The organism is Mycobacterium adipatum (assembly GCF_001644575.1).
Lineage (GTDB): Bacteria > Actinomycetota > Actinomycetes > Mycobacteriales > Mycobacteriaceae > Mycobacterium > Mycobacterium adipatum.
On record NZ_CP015596.1, the window covers coordinates 3,584,552 to 3,599,686 of the forward strand.

18 protein-coding genes are annotated in these 15,135 nt (G+C 69.8%); 4 read left to right on the top strand and 14 right to left on the bottom strand.

The genetic code is table 11. From position 1 onward, the window contains the following. Window positions 1-20 precede the first annotated feature (20 nt). Genes hisI through hisD form a run of 8 tightly spaced genes read right to left on the bottom strand, consistent with a single transcriptional unit; the run spans window position 21 to window position 6,399 of the window. Window positions 21-365 (bottom strand): phosphoribosyl-AMP cyclohydrolase, encoded by a 345-nt coding sequence (gene hisI, locus A7U43_RS17005; RefSeq protein ID WP_067997568.1) that lies wholly within the window; start codon window positions 363-365, stop codon window positions 21-23. After that, a complete protein-coding gene (gene hisF, locus A7U43_RS17010; RefSeq protein WP_067997569.1) occupies window positions 362-1,135 on the bottom strand; it encodes an imidazole glycerol phosphate synthase subunit HisF in 774 nt (257 codons plus the stop codon). The genes hisI and hisF overlap by 4 nt, the downstream gene beginning before the upstream one ends. 1 nt (window position 1,136) lies before the next feature. Beyond that, complete coding sequence (locus A7U43_RS17015) at window positions 1,137-1,949, bottom strand: inositol monophosphatase family protein (RefSeq protein WP_067997573.1); 813 nt, start codon at window positions 1,947-1,949, stop codon at window positions 1,137-1,139. Next, window positions 1,949-2,683, bottom strand: coding sequence for a bifunctional 1-(5-phosphoribosyl)-5-((5-phosphoribosylamino)methylideneamino)imidazole-4-carboxamide isomerase/phosphoribosylanthranilate isomerase PriA (priA, locus tag A7U43_RS17020; RefSeq protein WP_067997576.1), 735 nt, complete (start codon window positions 2,681-2,683; stop codon window positions 1,949-1,951). The genes A7U43_RS17015 and priA overlap by 1 nt, the downstream gene beginning before the upstream one ends. 23 nt (window positions 2,684-2,706) lie before the next feature. Next, window positions 2,707-3,333: an imidazole glycerol phosphate synthase subunit HisH gene (gene hisH, locus A7U43_RS17025; protein ID WP_067997580.1), complete on the bottom strand. Its 627-nt coding sequence runs from the start codon at window positions 3,331-3,333 to the stop codon at window positions 2,707-2,709. 2 nt (window positions 3,334-3,335) lie between these two features. Continuing rightward, window positions 3,336-3,944 carry an imidazoleglycerol-phosphate dehydratase HisB gene (gene hisB, locus A7U43_RS17030; protein ID WP_067997584.1) on the bottom strand — a complete coding sequence of 203 codons (609 nt, stop codon included), beginning with the start codon at window positions 3,942-3,944 and terminating at the stop codon, window positions 3,336-3,338. Further along, window positions 3,941-5,071, bottom strand: a complete 1,131-nt coding sequence (locus tag A7U43_RS17035; RefSeq protein ID WP_067997587.1) for a histidinol-phosphate transaminase — start codon at window positions 5,069-5,071, stop codon at window positions 3,941-3,943. Before A7U43_RS17035 ends, hisB begins: the two co-directional genes overlap by 4 nt. After that, window positions 5,071-6,399: a histidinol dehydrogenase gene (gene hisD / locus A7U43_RS17040; protein ID WP_067997589.1), complete on the bottom strand. Its 1,329-nt coding sequence runs from the start codon at window positions 6,397-6,399 to the stop codon at window positions 5,071-5,073. Before hisD ends, A7U43_RS17035 begins: the two co-directional genes overlap by 1 nt. A gap of 67 nt (window positions 6,400-6,466) precedes the next feature. Here hisD and A7U43_RS17045 point away from each other — a divergent pair, with 67 nt between their 5' ends. Then, complete coding sequence (locus A7U43_RS17045) at window positions 6,467-6,901, top strand: nitroreductase family deazaflavin-dependent oxidoreductase (RefSeq protein ID WP_067997592.1); 435 nt, start codon at window positions 6,467-6,469, stop codon at window positions 6,899-6,901. A 22-nt stretch (window positions 6,902-6,923) separates the two neighbouring features. Further along, window positions 6,924-7,559 (top strand): LysE family transporter, encoded by a 636-nt coding sequence (locus tag A7U43_RS17050; protein ID WP_067997596.1) that lies wholly within the window; start codon window positions 6,924-6,926, stop codon window positions 7,557-7,559. Here the strand turns inward: A7U43_RS17050 and nadC are convergent, their stop codons facing one another. The 3 genes from nadC to nadA are packed head-to-tail and all read right to left on the bottom strand — an operon-like array spanning window position 7,560 to window position 11,100. Further along, on the bottom strand, window positions 7,560-8,444 hold the full coding sequence (gene nadC, locus A7U43_RS17055; RefSeq protein ID WP_068002955.1) for a carboxylating nicotinate-nucleotide diphosphorylase: 885 nt from the start codon (window positions 8,442-8,444) through the stop codon (window positions 7,560-7,562). Between the two features lie 8 nt (window positions 8,445-8,452). Then, the gene (locus tag A7U43_RS17060; protein WP_067997599.1) at window positions 8,453-10,042 is read right to left on the bottom strand and encodes an L-aspartate oxidase; all 1,590 of its coding nucleotides are present in this window, start codon (window positions 10,040-10,042) and stop codon (window positions 8,453-8,455) included. Then, window positions 10,039-11,100 (bottom strand): quinolinate synthase NadA, encoded by a 1,062-nt coding sequence (gene nadA / locus A7U43_RS17065; protein WP_067997602.1) that lies wholly within the window; start codon window positions 11,098-11,100, stop codon window positions 10,039-10,041. The genes A7U43_RS17060 and nadA overlap by 4 nt, the downstream gene beginning before the upstream one ends. A gap of 48 nt (window positions 11,101-11,148) precedes the next feature. Here nadA and A7U43_RS17070 point away from each other — a divergent pair, with 48 nt between their 5' ends. After that, window positions 11,149-11,841: an NUDIX hydrolase gene (locus tag A7U43_RS17070; RefSeq protein WP_067997605.1), complete on the top strand. Its 693-nt coding sequence runs from the start codon at window positions 11,149-11,151 to the stop codon at window positions 11,839-11,841. Window positions 11,842-11,883: 42 nt separating this feature from the next. Next, a complete protein-coding gene (locus tag A7U43_RS17075; RefSeq protein WP_067997608.1) occupies window positions 11,884-13,236 on the top strand; it encodes a lipase family protein in 1,353 nt (450 codons plus the stop codon). Between the two features lie 4 nt (window positions 13,237-13,240). On the opposite strand, the gene A7U43_RS17080 is transcribed toward A7U43_RS17075, so the two are convergent. From A7U43_RS17080 to bsaP, 3 genes are all read right to left on the bottom strand, one after another. Continuing rightward, window positions 13,241-14,152, bottom strand: coding sequence for an ATP-grasp fold amidoligase family protein (locus A7U43_RS17080; RefSeq protein ID WP_067997611.1), 912 nt, complete (start codon window positions 14,150-14,152; stop codon window positions 13,241-13,243). Window positions 14,153-14,249: 97 nt separating this feature from the next. Next, window positions 14,250-14,891 (bottom strand): DUF2567 domain-containing protein, encoded by a 642-nt coding sequence (locus A7U43_RS17085; RefSeq protein WP_067997615.1) that lies wholly within the window; start codon window positions 14,889-14,891, stop codon window positions 14,250-14,252. Continuing rightward, window positions 14,891-15,127: a biotin synthase auxiliary protein BsaP gene (gene bsaP / locus A7U43_RS17090; RefSeq protein ID WP_068002958.1), complete on the bottom strand. Its 237-nt coding sequence runs from the start codon at window positions 15,125-15,127 to the stop codon at window positions 14,891-14,893. Before bsaP ends, A7U43_RS17085 begins: the two co-directional genes overlap by 1 nt. Window positions 15,128-15,135: the final 8 nt, after the last annotated feature.

The following is a 15,135-nucleotide window of genomic DNA, read 5'->3' on the forward strand; positions in this document are numbered from 1 at the left end:
GATGCCACCGACAAATACCGTCAAGCGTCGCCGAGCAGCAGGTCCGCGTCGAAGCAGCTGTGATCCCCGGTGTGGCAGGCCCCGCCGACCTGGTCGACCTCCAGCAGCACGCTGTCCCCGTCGCAGTCCAGTCGCACCGAGCGCACGTACTGGGTGTGCCCGGAGGTGGCGCCCTTGATCCACTGCTCGCCGCGCGAGCGCGAGAAGTAGGTGGCCTCGCGGGTCTGCAGGGTGCGGGCCAGCGCGTCATCGTCCATCCAGGCGACCATCAGCACATCACCGGTGCCGTGTTGCTGCACCACCGCGGTGAACAGGCCGGCCTCGTTGCGTTTGAGGCGGGCGGCGATCGAGGGATCCAGGCTCATCGAACGGTGATCCCCGCGGCAGCCATGGCGGCCTTCACCTCACCGATGGTGAGTTCACCGAAGTGGAACACGCTGGCGGCCAGCACCGCATCGGCACCCGCCTGCACGGCCGGCGCGAAATCGGCCGCCGCACCGGCACCCCCGCTGGCGATCACCGGCACGGTGACCGCCTCGCGCACCGCGTGCAGCATCGGCAGATCGAAACCCGCCTTGGTGCCGTCGGCGTCCATCGAGTTCAGCAGGATCTCACCCACCCCGAGTTCGGCTCCGCGCCGGGCCCATTCGACCGCGTCGATGCCGGTCCCCTGCCGCCCGCCGTGCGTGGTGACCTCCCAGCCCGACGGGGTCGGGGTGCCACCTTCGGGCACGGTGCGGGCATCCACGCTCAACACGATGCACTGCGAACCGAACTGGCGCGACAGCTCGGCCAGCAGCTCCGGGCGGGCGATCGCGGCGGTGTTCACCGACACCTTGTCGGCCCCGGCGCGCAGCAGGGTGTCCACATCGGCGACCGAACGCACCCCGCCACCGACGGTGAGCGGAATGAACACCTGCTCGGCGGTGCGGCGCACCACCTCGAGCATGGTGGACCGTCCCGCCGAGGATGCGGTGACATCCAGAAAGGTCAGCTCATCGGCGCCCGCGGCGTCATAGGCGGCCGCCAGCTCGACGGGATCGCCTGCATCCCTGAGGTTCTCGAAGTTGACACCCTTGACCACCCGGCCGTCGTCGACATCCAGACACGGGATCACCCGAACCGCGACAGCCATCTCAGTAGTCCTCCGGAGATCCTGCGGCGGCCACCAGCGCGAGAATCTGCTCATGGATCCCCGGGGCCGCCGCCAGTGCCGACTTCGACTCGGCGGTCCAGTGCTGCCCGGCCAGGTCGGTGACGATGCCACCGGCGGCCCGCACCAGGGCCACTCCGGCCGCGTGATCCCAGATGTGATGACCGAAACTGATCGCGCCGCCGAGGATTCCGGCCGCGACGTAGGCCAGGTCGACACCGGTGGCGCCGTGCATGCGGACCCGCGAGGACACCCGGCTCAGGTTCGCCAGCACCTCGGCGCGGTAGCGGCCGGGAAAGCGCCCCCGCGAGTCGATGTTGAAGGTCTGGATGCCGATGATCGAATCGGCGAGGGTGGTGTGCTCCAGCGGGGGAAGCTCGGTTCCGTTGTCCCGCACCGGCCCACCCGCCAGCGCGGTGTAGCGGTTGCCGACGAAGGGCAACCAGGTCAGGCCGGCGACCGGCTCACCGTCGGCGAGCAGGCCGAGCAGGATCGCGGCCATCGGTGAGCCGGCGGCGTAGTTGAAGGTGCCGTCGATCGGGTCGAGCACCCACACCAGTTCGGAATCGATCGGCGCGCCGCCGAATTCCTCGCCGTGCACCCCGATGCCGGTCTGCTCGGTGAGCGCCGCCACCACCTGCCGTTCGATGGCGAGATCCACTTCGGTGGCAAAGTCGTTGCCGTGTTTGCGCACTGCGGAGTCGGCCCGGTGCCCGTCGACGAACGCCTCCGACACATCGTCGAGTACGTCGGTGGCGGTCGCGAGCAGCGCCGCGAGCTTTCCGGGTTCGACCATCAGCCGCTGACCGCGCTGAGCGCTTCGGGCAAGGTGAACCGCCCGGCGTACAGCGCCTTCCCGACGATGGCGCCCTCGACGCCGCGGTCGGTCAGGGTGGCGATGGCCCGCAGGTCGTCCAGGCTGGACACCCCGCCGGAGGCGATCACCGGCGCGTCGGTGCGCTCGGTGACGGCGGTGAGCAACTCCAGGTTCGGCCCGTTGAGGGTGCCGTCCTTGGTGACGTCGGTGACCACGAAACGTGAGCAGCCTTCCCCGACAAGGCGGTCCAGGACCGGCCAGAGGTCGCCGCCGTCGGTTTCCCAGCCGCGGCCGCGCAGCCGGTAGTCCCCGTTCTCCAACTTCACATCCAGCCCGACTGCCACCTTGTCGCCGTGCTCGGCGATCGCCGCGGCACACCACTGCGGATTCTCCAGCGCCGCGGTGCCCAGGTTGACCCGCCGGCAGCCGGTGGCCAGTGCGGCCCGCAGCGACTCGTCGTCGCGGATACCGCCGGACAGTTCGACCGCGACATCGAGCCTGCCGACCACATCGGCGAGCAGATCGCGGTTGGAGCCGCGCCCGAAGGCGGCGTCCAGGTCGACCAGATGGATCCATTCGGCACCGTCACGCTGCCAGCCCAGCGCGGCGTCCAGCGCCGAACCGTACTCGGTTTCACTGCCGGCGACACCCTGCACCAGGCGGACTGCGCGGCCCTCGACGACGTCGACGGCGGGGAGAAGAATTAGCGACACGTGCGGTTACCTTACTTGCCTCGTCAGCCGAGGCTCTCGACCCAATTGCGCAGCAGTGTCGCACCGGCGTCACCGCTCTTCTCGGGATGGAACTGGGTGGCCGACAGTGGCCCGTCCTCCACCGCCGCCAGGAACGGCACCTGATGCGTCGCCCAGGTCAGCTTCGCGTCGCTGTTGCCCTCCCAGGTCTGCGCCGCGTAGGAGTGCACGAAGTAGAAGCGGGTGTCGGCGTCGAGGCCGCGGAACAGGGTGCTGTCCGCCGCGGCGTCCACGACGTTCCAGCCCATGTGCGGGATCACCGGGGCATCGAGGCGGGTCACCGCGCCCGGCCACTGCGCACAGCCCTCGGTTTGCACCCCGAATTCGACCCCGCGGGCGAACAGGATCTGCATCCCGACGCAGACGCCGAGCACCGGGCGCCCGGCGGCGAGGCGTTTGGCGATGATCTGCTCACCGCCGATATCGCGCAGCCCCGTCATACAGGCCTCGTAGGCGCCGACACCGGGCACCACCAGACCGTCGGCCTCGAACGCCGCGGACGCGTCGGCGGTGACCTCGACATCGGCGCCGGTGCGCTGCAGGGCGCGCTGCGCCGAGCGCAGGTTGCCGGACCCGTAGTCCAGCACCACAACCTTTTTCGCAGCGCCCACGGTTACAGGGTGCCCTTCGTGGACGGGACCCCGGTGACCCGCGGGTCGTACTCGACGGCCTGGCGCAGCGCGCGGGCGACGGCCTTGTACTCGGCCTCGGTGATGTGGTGCGGGTCGCGCCCGTAGAGAGTGCGCACGTGCAGCGCGATGCGGGCGTTGTAGGCCAGCGATTCGAAGACGTGCCGGTTGATCACGGTGTGGTAGGGGGTGCTGGATCCTGAAATGGTGAACTCCACCATGTAATCCGGTTCACCGGTGTGCACGAAGTACGGGCGACCGGAGACGTCGACGGCGGCGTGCGCGAGCGTCTCGTCCATCGGGATGTAGGCATCGCCGAACCGCCGGATGCCCCTCTTGTCCCCCAGCGCCTGACCGAGCGCCTGGCCGAGCACGATCGCGGTGTCCTCGACGGTGTGGTGCCCCTCGATCTCGATATCGCCGCGGGCCTGCACGCTGAGATCGAAACTGGCATGGCTGCCCAGCGCGGTCAGCATGTGGTCGAAGAACGGCACGCCGGTGTCGATGTCGACCTTGCCGGTGCCGTCGAGGTCGATCTCCACGACGATGTCGGATTCCCGGGTCTTGCGTTCGACTTTCGCGCGACGGGTCATGAGGCTCCTTGGGTCTGGTGGACGACGCCCGATTCGGCGATCTTGGCGCTCACGTCGAGCAGCAGATCGTTCTCGTCGATCAGGCCGATGGTGGTGCGCAGGTACCCGGGGATGCCGACATCGCGGATCAGGACGCCGGCGTCCAGGTAGCTCTGCCAGACCGCGGGTGCGTCGGCGAATCCGCCGAACAGCACGAAGTTCGCGTCGCTGGGGATCACCCGGAAACCCATGCCGGACAGCGCCGCGGCGACCCGCTCCCGTTCGGCGATCAAGGTGGCGACGCTGCCAAGGGTGTCATCGGCGTGCCGCAGGGCGGCGCGGGCGGCGGCCTGGGTGAGCACCGACAGGTGATAGGGCAGCCGCACCAGTAGCAGCGCGTCGATCACGGCGGGGTCGGCGATCAGGTAACCCAGCCGGCCGCCGGCAAAGGCGAACGCCTTGCTCATGGTGCGGGTGACGATGAGTTTGGCCGGGTAGTCGGCGATGAGGCGCACCGCGCTGGGCTGCGAGGAGAACTCGCCGTAGGCCTCGTCCACGATGACCACCCCGGTGGCGGCATCGAGGACCCGGCGCAGATCATCGGGCGAAACACTCTGTCCCGAGGGGTTGTTCGGGCTGGCCAAGAAGACCACGTCGGGTTTGGCGGCGGTGACCGCAGCGACGGCGATGTCGGTGTCCAAACCGAAATCCTCGGCGCGGGAGGCTTCCAACCACGCGGTCTGGGTGCCGTCGGAGATGATCGGGTGCATCGAATAGGACGGCACGAAACCCATGGCGGTGCGTCCGGGACCACCGAACGCCTGCAGGATCTGCTGCAGGATCTCGTTGGATCCGTTTGCCGCCCACACGTTCTCCACCGACACCTGGACGCCGGTCTGGCCACTGAGGTAGGCCGCAAGGTCGGTGCGCAGCGCGATGGCGTCCCGGTCGGGATAGCGGTGCAGATCGGCCGCGGCGTCGCGCACCGACTCGGCCACATCGTCGACGAGGGCCTGCGTGGGCGGGTGCGGGTTCTCGTTGGTGTTCAGCCGCACCGGTACCGACAGTTGCGGTGCACCGTAGGGCGTCTTCCCGCGCAGGTTGTCCCGCAGCGGCAGGTCGTCCAGGGAGATACGCGACGCGGACATCAGTGTTCGAACCTCCGTCGGACGGCTTCTCCGTGGGCCGGCAAATTCTCCGCCTTCGAGAGTGTGATCACGTGTCCGGCAACATCTTTGAGTGCCGCCTCGTCGTACTCGACCACATGGATACCGCGCAGGAAGGTCTGCACCGACAGTCCGCTGGAGTGTCGGGCGCAGCCCGCGGTGGGCAACACGTGGTTGGAACCGGCGCAGTAGTCACCCAGGCTCACCGGCGACCAGGCGCCGACGAATATCGCGCCCGCCGCGGTGATCCGGCCCGCGACCGCAGCCGCGTCGTCGGTTTGGATCTCCAGATGTTCGGCGGCATAGGCGTTGACGACCCGGACCCCGGCGGTGATGTCGTCGACCAACACGATCGCGGACTGCCGCCCGGTGAGCGCGGCGGTGACCCGCTCGCGGTGCACGGTGGTCTGCAGCTGGGCGAGCACCTCGGCATCGGCGGCCTCGGCCAGCGCGACGCTGTCGGTGACCAGCACGCTGGCGGCCATCTCGTCGTGCTCGGCCTGGCTGATCAGGTCCGCGGCAATGTGGCGGGGATCGGCGGTGTGATCGGCCAGGATGGCGATCTCGGTGGGGCCGGCCTCGGCGTCGATACCGACCTGGGAGCGGCAGATGCGTTTGGCGGCGGTGACGTAGATGTTGCCCGGCCCGGTGATCATGTCCACCGGGTCGAGCGGGGTGCCGTCGGTATCGCCGCCATTTTCCCCGGCGCCGCCATAGGCCAGCAGCGCCACCGCCTGGGCGCCGCCGACGGCCCACACCTCGTCGACGCCCAGCAGTGCGGCGGCAGCCAGGATGGTGGGGTGCGGCAGACCGCCGTGATCGGCTTGGGGCGGGCTCGCGATCACCAGCGAGGCCACCCCGGCGGCCTGGGCGGGCACCACGTTCATCACCACGCTCGACGGGTAGACCGCATTGCCGCCCGGTACGTAGAGCCCGACCCGTTCGACCGGGACCCAGCGCTCGGTGACGGTCGCACCCGGGGCCAGGGTGGTGGTGGTGTCGGTGCGGCGTTGATCCGCGTGCACAATGCGGGTCCGGTCGATGGCGACCTCGAGGGCGGCGCGCACGTCGGCGTCCAGACCCGCCAACGCGGCCTGCAGCTTCTCGGCCGGTACCCGCACCCGGTCGGGCCGCACACCGTCGAACTTCTCGCCGTACTCCAGGGCCGCGACCGCGCCGCGCGCGGCGACGTCCTCGACGATCGGACGGACCTTCGGGACCACTGCGTCCACGTCGACGCCGCCGCGCGGCAGCGTCGTCCGCAAGCGGGCCGCGGACAGGTCCGCGCCGCGCAGATCGATGCGGGCCATGAGGGATCGTGGTGACGTCACGCCGTCTATTGTCCCAGAGCAGGCCAAATCGAATTCGGGAGCCGTCATGTCCGCGTCATCGTCACGTAAACACCATCCCAACAACGCCTCCGGCGTGCCGATGCTGGTGCCGCCGGCGCTGGAGAGTTTCCAGATCAAGTACATCAACCCGCTGATGACACCGATCAGCAGGAAGCTGCCCGGGATGAGTGTGATCAAGCACACCGGGCGGACCTCCGGCACCGCCTACGAGACCCCGGTGACGGCCTACCGCAAGGGCAACACCCTGGCCATCGGGCTGATCCACGGCAAGACGAACTGGGTGAAGAACGTGCTGGCCGCGGGTGAAGCCGACATCGTGGTGTCGCGCAAGAACCTGCATCTGGTGAACCCGCGGGTCCTGCCCGCCGGCACGAAGGATCCCTCGCTGCCGTTCCTCGCGCGCACGATGGCCCGCAGGTCCGGGGTCTTCGTCGCCGATATCGCCGGAAATATCGGTTGACCGCGCCTGCGACACTGCTGGCATGACCTGGCAGGTGTGGTTGGCGTTCCTCGGCGCGGCGATTCTGATCAGCATCGCGCCCGGCCCGGGCGCGGTGCAGTCGATGGCCACCGGGATGACCGATGGGCTGCGGCGCGGCTGGTGGAGCGTGCTGGGCCTGGAGATCGGCCTGATGCTGCAGCTGGTGCTGGTGGCCGCCGGTGTCGGCGCGGTCGTCGCGGCATCGGCGCTGGCGTTCACCGTGATCAAGTGGCTCGGGGTGGCCTACCTGGCCTACCTGGCCTTCCGGCAGTGGCGCACCGCCCCGCGCGATCTGCGCGAACAACTCGACACCGCGACCGGCAGCAGCCGCCGCGGGCTGGTGGCACGCGGATTCCTGGTCAACGCCACCAACCCGAAGGGACTGGTGTTCTTCCTGGCAGCGCTGCCGCAGTTCGTGGTGCCGGCGGCGCCGTTGCTGCCGCAGTATCTGGCCATCGGGCTGACGATGATCGTCGTCGACATCGTGGTGATGGGCTTCTACACCGGACTGGCCGGCCGGCTGATGCACTGGCTGCACAACGCGCGCCAGCAGACCATCCTCAACCGGGTCGTCGCCACGATGTTCGCGGCGGCCGCCGTCGTGCTGTCCCTGGTGCGCCGCGGCACGCCCGCCTGATCAGGTGTCCAGGCCGATATCGAGCACCCGCACCGAGTGGGTCAGTGCCCCGACGGCCAGGTAGTCGACGCCGGTGCCGGCATAGTCGGCGGCGGACTCCAGCGACAGCCCGCCCGAGGATTCGAGTTTCGTTCCCGGTGAACGGGTGTCACGACGTTGCACCGCGACCTGGGTCTGCCAGACCGGGAAATTGTCCAGCAGCACCAGTTCCACGTCGGCGCCCAGCACGTCGTCGAGTTGCTCGAGCGAGTCGACCTCGACCTCACACGGCAGATCCGGCGCGGCCGCGCGCACGGCACTCAGGGCGGCCAGCACCGAACCCGCCGCCGCCACGTGGTTGTCCTTGATCAGCGCGGCGTCCCCCAGCCCCATCCGGTGATTCACGCCGCCGCCGACGCGGACCGCGTACTTCTGCAGCATCCGCAACCCGGCCAGCGTCTTGCGGGTGTCCCGGATCTTGGCACCGGTGCCCTCGACGGCATCCACCCAGCGCGCCGTCGCGGTCGCGATACCCGACAGGTGACACACCAGGTTGAGCATCGTGCGCTCGGCGGTCAACAGTCCCCGCGTCGGCGCGGTGAGCCGCAGCAGCGGCTGACCGGCCTGCACGCGGGCACCGTCGCGCACCCGCTCGGCCACGGTGTACCCGTCGGCGCCGAGCACCTCGTCGAGCACCAGCAAGGCGAGGTCGACACCGGCGACGACACCGGGTTCCCGGGTGGCCATCGTCGCCGTCGTGGTGGCGTCGGCCGCGACAGTGGCCAGGGTGGTGATGTCCGGCCCGTAGCGCAGGTCCTCTTCCAGGGCGCGGGCGATCACCGCCTTGGCCTCCTCGAGCTCGCCGGCCGACAGTGCTGTTGAGCTCACCTGTGCTCCTTGTGTCATAGCCGTCATCAGCCGGCCACCTGCGGCGCGGTGACGACGGGATCGGCGGTGGTGTCGGTGCGCACCGAGATGCTGAACGCCTGCGCGGCATCGGTTTCCGGGTGATCGGCGCGATGGTGGCAGCCGCGGGATTCGGTGCGCGCCAGGGCCGCCGCGGCGATGGCCCGCGCGGTCAGGGTGAGCGCGGCGTCCTCGGCACCGCCACGGTCGGTGACCAGGCGCCGCGGCGCGTCGGCGAGCATGCCCGCCAACCGCACCAGCCCGTCGGCGTCGCGTACCACCGACGCGTGCCGGCTCATCGCGTGCTGCAGTGCGGGGCGCGCCAGCACCGGCAGGCGCACGGCCGCCGGCGCGACCGCGGTGGTCGGACCGGACTGCCCGGCATGGGCGGATGCGGCACGACCGGCCCGGCCGCCGACGACCAGACCCTCCAGCAGGCTGTTGGAGGCCAACCGGTTCGCCCCGTGCATACCGGTGCGCGCCACCTCACCGGCGGCGAACAGCCCCGGCAGATCGGTACGCCCGTGCACGTCGGTGTGCACCCCACCGCAGCTGTAGTGCGCCCCGGGCACCACCGGGATCGGGTGGACGGCCGGGTCGATGCCGGCGGCCAGACAGGCCGCCGTGACGGTCGGGAAACGCCCGCGCACATCCTCGATGCCGGTGGCGTCGAGATAGACGCAGGGGTCCCCGGTTTCGCGCAGCCGGGCATCGATGGCGGCCGCAACCACGTCACGGGGGGCCAGGTCGCCGAGCGGGTGCACCCCGGCGGTGACGGAACCGCCGCGCCGGTCGACCAGCCGTGCCCCCTCACCGCGCAACGCCTCGGTGATCAGCGGGCGGCGCCCACCGGCACCGCCCGAATACAGCATCGTGGGGTGAAACTGGATGAACTCGATATCGGTGACGCGCAGTCCCGCCTGGAGGGCGAGGGCCACCCCGTCACCGGTGGAACCGTCGGGATTGGTGGTCGCGGCGTAGAGGTGCCCGAGCCCGCCGGTGGCCAGGATCACCGAGGGTGCGTGCACCACCCCGGGCCCGTCGGAGCTGTGCACCAGCACGCCGGTCACCTGGTCGCCGTCGTGGCAGATCTGCAGCGCGACGTGGTTGCGCCGGATGTCGAGGTGGGTGGCGGCGTGATCGAGCGCGCGCTGCACCTCGGCGCCGGTGGCGTCGCCGCCGGCGTGGATGATTCGGCGCCGGCTGTGCCCGCCCTCGCGGGTCAGCGACCAGTGTCCCGGCGCGGCCTCGTCGAACCGGGCGCCGGCGTCGACGAGGTCGGCGACGGCCGCGTACCCGTCGGCGACGATGGACCGCACGGCGTCGGCGTCGCACAGCCCGCCGCCGGCGGCCAGGGTGTCAGCGACGTGCGCGGACACCGAGTCTCCGTCGGCGCGCAGCGCATCGGGCAACACGACCGCGATACCGCCCTGGGCGTAGAACGTGGCGGTCTCGGCGATCTTGCTCAGCACCACGACCTTTCGGCCCTCCCGGACGGCGGCCAGGGCCGCCACCAGACCGGCCACCCCGGTGCCGATGACGACGACATCGGCGCGCTGCTGCCAGTAGCCGGCTCCCCCGCAGGAAGCGCTGGTCATTCCCCGCCGCCGGGCTGCCCGATCTCGATCATGCGCTGCACGCTGGCCTGCGCCAGTGTCGCGGTCTCCAGATCGACGTGCACCTCATCGGCGCCCTCGACCAGGCACCGCAACAGCGCGGCCGGGGTGATCATCTTCATGTATCCACACGAGGCGCGGTCGTTGACGGCCAGGAAGTCCACATCGGGTGCGGCGCGGCGCAACTGGTGCAGCATGCCGACCTCGGTGGCCACCAGCACCTGACGGGCGTTGGTCTCGCGGGCCGCGTCGAGCATGCCCCCGGTGGACAGGATCTTCACCCGGTCCTCGGGCACCGCACCCTCGCCGGCCAGGTACAACGCCGATGTGGCACAACCGCATTCGGGGTGCACGAACAGTTCGGCATCCGGATGCGTGCGGGCCTGCTCGGCCAGTTCGTCGCCGTTGATCCCGGCGTGCACGTGGCATTCGCCGGCCCAGATGTGCAGGTTCTTACGGCCGGTGACGCGCCGCACGTGCGCGCCCAGGAACTGGTCCGGGCAGAACAGCACCGTGCGATCCTCCGGGATGGAGGCCACCACCTCCACCGCATTGGAGGAGGTGCAGCAGATGTCGGTGAGCGCCTTGACCGCCGCGGTGGTGTTCACATAGGACACCACCACGGCGTCCGGGAACTCGTCCTTCCATGCCTGCAGTTGCTCGGCGGTGATCGAGTCGGCCAGCGAGCAGCCGGCCCGCTGATCGGGGATCAGCACCGTCTTGGTGGGCGCGAGGATCTTGGCGGTCTCGGCCATGAAGTGCACCCCGCAGAACACGATGGTGTCCTCCGGCGCCTCGGCGGCGATGCGGGACAGCGCCAGCGAATCGCCCACGTGGTCGGCGACATCCTGGATGGCGGGCAGCTGGTAGTTGTGCGCGAGCAGCGTGGCATTGCGCAGTTTCGCCAGCCGGCGCACCTCCGCCGCCCACTGCGCGTCGCCCACCACGCCGGCGTAGCCGCCGGGCCCGTCGACGATGCGCGAGGCGAGCACACTGCTGGTTTCGCCGGGGCGAGCACCTGTGCGATCCAGGACCGTCATGGCAGTCTCCTTTTTGCCAACCGAGGTTTTCGACTTACAATCGAAAACATGGCTCATGGTAGCACCGACCACGAAGTGCTCGCCGTCGTGCTCCAGGTTCGCCGGCTGGACACCAAGAATCCGCAGCTCAGCGTGCTGCTGTGGGAGCGCGCGATGGATCCTCAGCGCGGCGCCTGGTCCCTGCCGGGTGGGCGGCTACGACATGACGAGGACATGATCAGTTCAGTGCGGCGTCAACTCGCGGAGAAGGTCGACCTGCGCGAACTGGCCCACTTGGAGCAGTTGGCGGTGTTCTCCGATCCCCAGCGGGTGCCGGGCCCGCGCACCATCGCCTCCACCTTCCTGGGCCTGGTGCCCTCCCCCGCCACCCCGGAGCTGCCGCCGGACACCCGCTGGCACCCGGTGTCGGCCCTGCCGCCGATGGCCTTCGACCACGGCACCATGGTGGCCAACGCATGTTCCCGGCTGATCGCGAAACTGTCCTACACGAACATCGGGTTTGCCTTGGCGCCAAAGGAATTCGCGCTGTCGACGCTTCGTGACATCTACAGTGCCGCGCTCGGGCACCCGGTCGACGTGACCAATCTGCAACGGGTGCTCGAGCGCCGCAATGTCATCACCAGGACCGGGACGACCGCACGCTCGGGGCGCAGCGGGGGCCGTCCGGCGGCGCTGTACCGGTTCACCGAATCGCGCTACCGGGTCACCGACGAATTCGCCGCGTTGCGTCCCCCCGGGTGAGTCGGGTGGCTTCTTAGACCCTTCTTAGGGAACAATGCCCGGATGGACTTTGGCAGCACTGCGGCCGCGCCCGACGCCGAATGGATCGGAGCCGTCCCCCACCAGCCGCTGGACCGCTCCGCCCGTCCGCAGTTGCCCAAGGATGATCCCTTTTACGTCGCGCCGTCCGGCTTCCAGCACGCCGCCCCGGGCACCGTGCTGCGCAGCCGCGATGTCGAGCTGGCATTTCTCGGTCTGATCCCGCAACAGGTTCGCGCGGTGCAGCTGCTGTACCGGACCATGGACATGAACGGCAATCCCGAAGCCGCCGCCACCACCGTGGTGATCCCCGTCGACCGCGGACCGGAGCGCATCTGCCCGGTGGTCTCCTATCAGTGTGCGATCGACGCCATCTCCTCGCGGTGCTTCCCGTCCTACGCGCTGCGTCGCCACGCGGTGGCGCCCGGCGCGGTGCCCCAGTTCGAGATGCTGCTCGTGGCCGCCGCCGTGGCGGAGGGCTGGGCGGTGTCGGTGCCCGATCACGAGGGCGTCAGCGGCGCCTGGGGCACCCCGTACGAGCCCGGCTACCGCGTCCTCGACGGGCTGCGCGCGGCGATCAGCTCCGAACAACTGACGCTGTCGCAGATGGCGCCGATCGGGTTGTGGGGCTACTCCGGTGGCGGATTGGCCAGCGCCTGGGCCGCCGAGATGAGCGGTTCCTACGCCCCCGAGCTCAATATCGTCGGCGCGGTCCTGGGCTCGCCGGTGGGCGACCTGGGCCGCACCTTCCGCAAGCTCAACGGGACCTTCGCCTCGGCCCTGCCCGCGCTGGTGGTCGCCGCACTCGCCGATGTCTATCCCGGTCTGCAACGCATCATCGCCGAACATGCCAGCGAGAGCGGACGGGCCCTGTTGGAGCGGTTGCATCACATGACGACCGTCGAGGCCATCGTCCGGCTATGGCGCACCGACATGGGCGACCTGCTCGATCAGCCCCTGGAGCAGATCCTGTCCACCCCCGAGGTGCAGCACGTCTTCGCCGATATCAAGCTCGGGGTGGCGGTGCCCACCCCGCCGGTGCTGATCATCCAGGCCGTCCACGACGAGATCATCTCGGTGGACGGCATCGACGAGTTGGCCGAGACCTATGCCTCCGGTGGCGCGCATGTCACCTATCACCGCGACATGTTCAGCGAGCACCTGCTGCTGCATCCGATGTCGGCACCGATGGCGCTGCGCTGGCTCTCCGATCGCTTCGCCGCCCGCCCGCTCGGCGAGCACCTGCTGCGCACCAAGTGGCCGACACTGTTCAATCCGTCGACCTACAAGGGGATGGCGCGTCTGGCCGTGATCACCGCCAAGGTGCTGACCGGCCGCAAGGTGCATCGCCTGCCGTTGTCCGAGCTCGACCGCTAGCTGCTCAGGGCCGGCCCCGCTGCACCTCGTCCAGGCTCGGCAGCTGCCATTGCCGCCCCTGCTCCAGATCGAAGCTCATCGGCTGATAGCGCAGCAGCCCACTGCCCGGGTACGGGGTGTACTCACCGAACCAGACCTCGCCGTCCACGGCGTAGAGGTCGACGCGGATGAAGTCCCAGCCGGCCCCCAGGGCACGGGCGACCTCCATCATCTTGTCCAGCTCGGCGGGCCGCTGCTCGTCGGTCACCGGCTGAATCCGCCAGCGCACCGGCAGCCGGCGCCAGTGCGCATCAAAAAAGGTCGCGGTCTGCTGTTTCCCGAATCTGCCGCGGTTGACCTGGATCAACTCGATGCGGCCGTCGAAGACGAAGAACTTGTAGTCCACCGGCGGCCGGCCGTCCGGGGTCGGGATGCGCTCCTCCAGCAGCAGCTGCGGCCGGGCCTGGCTGTAGCCCCATTCGCCCAACTCCAGCGGCGTCTCGTCGAACCAGGTACTGGTCTGGCGGAGCAGGTCGGCCAGATCCGTCTGCGGATCAGGCCCGAACAGCGCGCGCCCACTGCTGGCATTGGGTTTGAGAACCCACGGCGGGAGCGTTGTCAGATCGGGGGCCTCGCGCAGATCGGTGCCGGACCAATAGGTGGCCGGGATGCGCAGATCGGCACTCGGATAGGCGTCCCGGGCCATCTCCTTCATCCACATCTTGTCGCAGGCCTTCACGATCCGGTCCCGCCGATCGTTGAAGATCCGCCAGTTCACCTTCTCGTTGAAGGTCTGCGGATCGGTGAAATTGCCGCGCTTGCGGATCATCGAGAGGTAGAGCAGGTGCCGCATGGTGGTCAGCGGGATGCGCTCGACCACGCGGCGACGGGAGGCCTGCAGCCACGGCGGCGTCGACATGTATTCCAGCAGCGGCATCGCGGTCCTCACTCACGGGTCATGAGCGCAGCCGTCATGTGCTCCTGACGCGGCTGTGCGCGCGTCAATCTACCGCCGCGTCTTGCCGCTGTGGGGGCTACGTTTGCGCAGGATCGACGGCCGGTGCCACGGCGACCGCGACCGGGGGGTACGTCCCGGCGTACTGCACCGGCGGCCAGGCGCCGAGGTCATCGCGGGAGGTGGCGGCCGTCAGCAGGGCGTAGGTCAGGGCGGCCACCGCGGCGGGCAACAGGATGCCCGCGGCGATCACCAACGGCCCGTGCCCGAAGAACACCGCGGGTGCTTCCGTCACGTAGTGCACCCGATTGGCCTCCGAGACCGGCGCGGCCGCCACATCGATGCTGCCGTAGCGCCAGTGCACCAACATCGCACCGACACCGGCGGCCGCGCCGGCGGCCGCCGCCATGCCGGCGGCCAGTGCCAGCACCTGGCCGGGCCCGCGGTGGGCCCGCCACTGCCAGAGGCCCACCGTCGCCACCACGGCAACCACCGCGAGCAGGCCGACCTGCAGGAACGCCCCCAGGAAGAGGTGGTCGGAATCGTTGCCCAGGTAGGCCCGCACCCGCTCACCGGCGCGGGTCAGCGCGATCACGCCCTGGATCGGGGGCGCCAGCCACGCCCATAGCGCGCCGACCAGCACACCGACGCCGAGCAGCCCCAGGAATACCCGAACGGCCGCCGCCCGCGCCGAAAGAGTCGGCGCCGCAGGCAGATCCATCATCGCCGGGTGTCCAGGTCGGTGGAGTCGACCTGACCGTGCCGCGAGCACTTCGCCCACCAGCCGGTCGGGCGGACCTGGACGATCATCCGTCGGCCGCATGCGGCGCAGAACCGTGGCGGCTCCAGCCCGAGCTGGGCGGCGGTCGGGATGACGGTACCTGCCGCCGCGCCGGTGTAGACGTTGTAGGCACCGGCCCCGACGGGTGCGGGTAGTGCCTGGGTTTCGTCGATCATCACCAACA

Bases quoted from the DNA above. Each gene is read 5' to 3' on its own strand.
- nadC (WP_068002955.1), bottom strand. From the start codon at position 8,444: ATGACACAAGGAGCACAGGTGAGCTCAACAGCACTGTCGGCCGGCGAG.
- A7U43_RS17035 (WP_067997587.1), bottom strand. From the start codon at position 5,071: ATGTCCGCGTCGCGTATCTCCCTGGACGACCTGCCGCTGCGGGACAAC.
- hisD (WP_067997589.1), bottom strand. From the start codon at position 6,399: ATGGCCCGCATCGATCTGCGCGGCGCGGACCTGTCCGCGGCCCGCTTG.
- hisF (WP_067997569.1), bottom strand. From the start codon at position 1,135: ATGGCTGTCGCGGTTCGGGTGATCCCGTGTCTGGATGTCGACGACGGC.
- bsaP (WP_068002958.1), bottom strand. From the start codon at position 15,127: ATGATCGACGAAACCCAGGCACTACCCGCACCCGTCGGGGCCGGTGCC.
- A7U43_RS17080 (WP_067997611.1), bottom strand. From the start codon at position 14,152: ATGCCGCTGCTGGAATACATGTCGACGCCGCCGTGGCTGCAGGCCTCC.
- nadA (WP_067997602.1), bottom strand. From the start codon at position 11,100: ATGACGGTCCTGGATCGCACAGGTGCTCGCCCCGGCGAAACCAGCAGT.
- A7U43_RS17045 (WP_067997592.1), top strand. From the start codon at position 6,467: ATGTCCGCGTCATCGTCACGTAAACACCATCCCAACAACGCCTCCGGC.
- A7U43_RS17060 (WP_067997599.1), bottom strand. From the start codon at position 10,042: ATGACCAGCGCTTCCTGCGGGGGAGCCGGCTACTGGCAGCAGCGCGCC.
- A7U43_RS17070 (WP_067997605.1), top strand. From the start codon at position 11,149: ATGGCTCATGGTAGCACCGACCACGAAGTGCTCGCCGTCGTGCTCCAG.
- A7U43_RS17015 (WP_067997573.1), bottom strand. From the start codon at position 1,949: ATGGTCGAACCCGGAAAGCTCGCGGCGCTGCTCGCGACCGCCACCGAC.
- hisI (WP_067997568.1), bottom strand. From the start codon at position 365: ATGAGCCTGGATCCCTCGATCGCCGCCCGCCTCAAACGCAACGAGGCC.
- hisB (WP_067997584.1), bottom strand. From the start codon at position 3,944: ATGACCCGTCGCGCGAAAGTCGAACGCAAGACCCGGGAATCCGACATC.
- A7U43_RS17050 (WP_067997596.1), top strand. From the start codon at position 6,924: ATGACCTGGCAGGTGTGGTTGGCGTTCCTCGGCGCGGCGATTCTGATC.
- A7U43_RS17075 (WP_067997608.1), top strand. From the start codon at position 11,884: ATGGACTTTGGCAGCACTGCGGCCGCGCCCGACGCCGAATGGATCGGA.
- A7U43_RS17085 (WP_067997615.1), bottom strand. From the start codon at position 14,891: ATGGATCTGCCTGCGGCGCCGACTCTTTCGGCGCGGGCGGCGGCCGTT.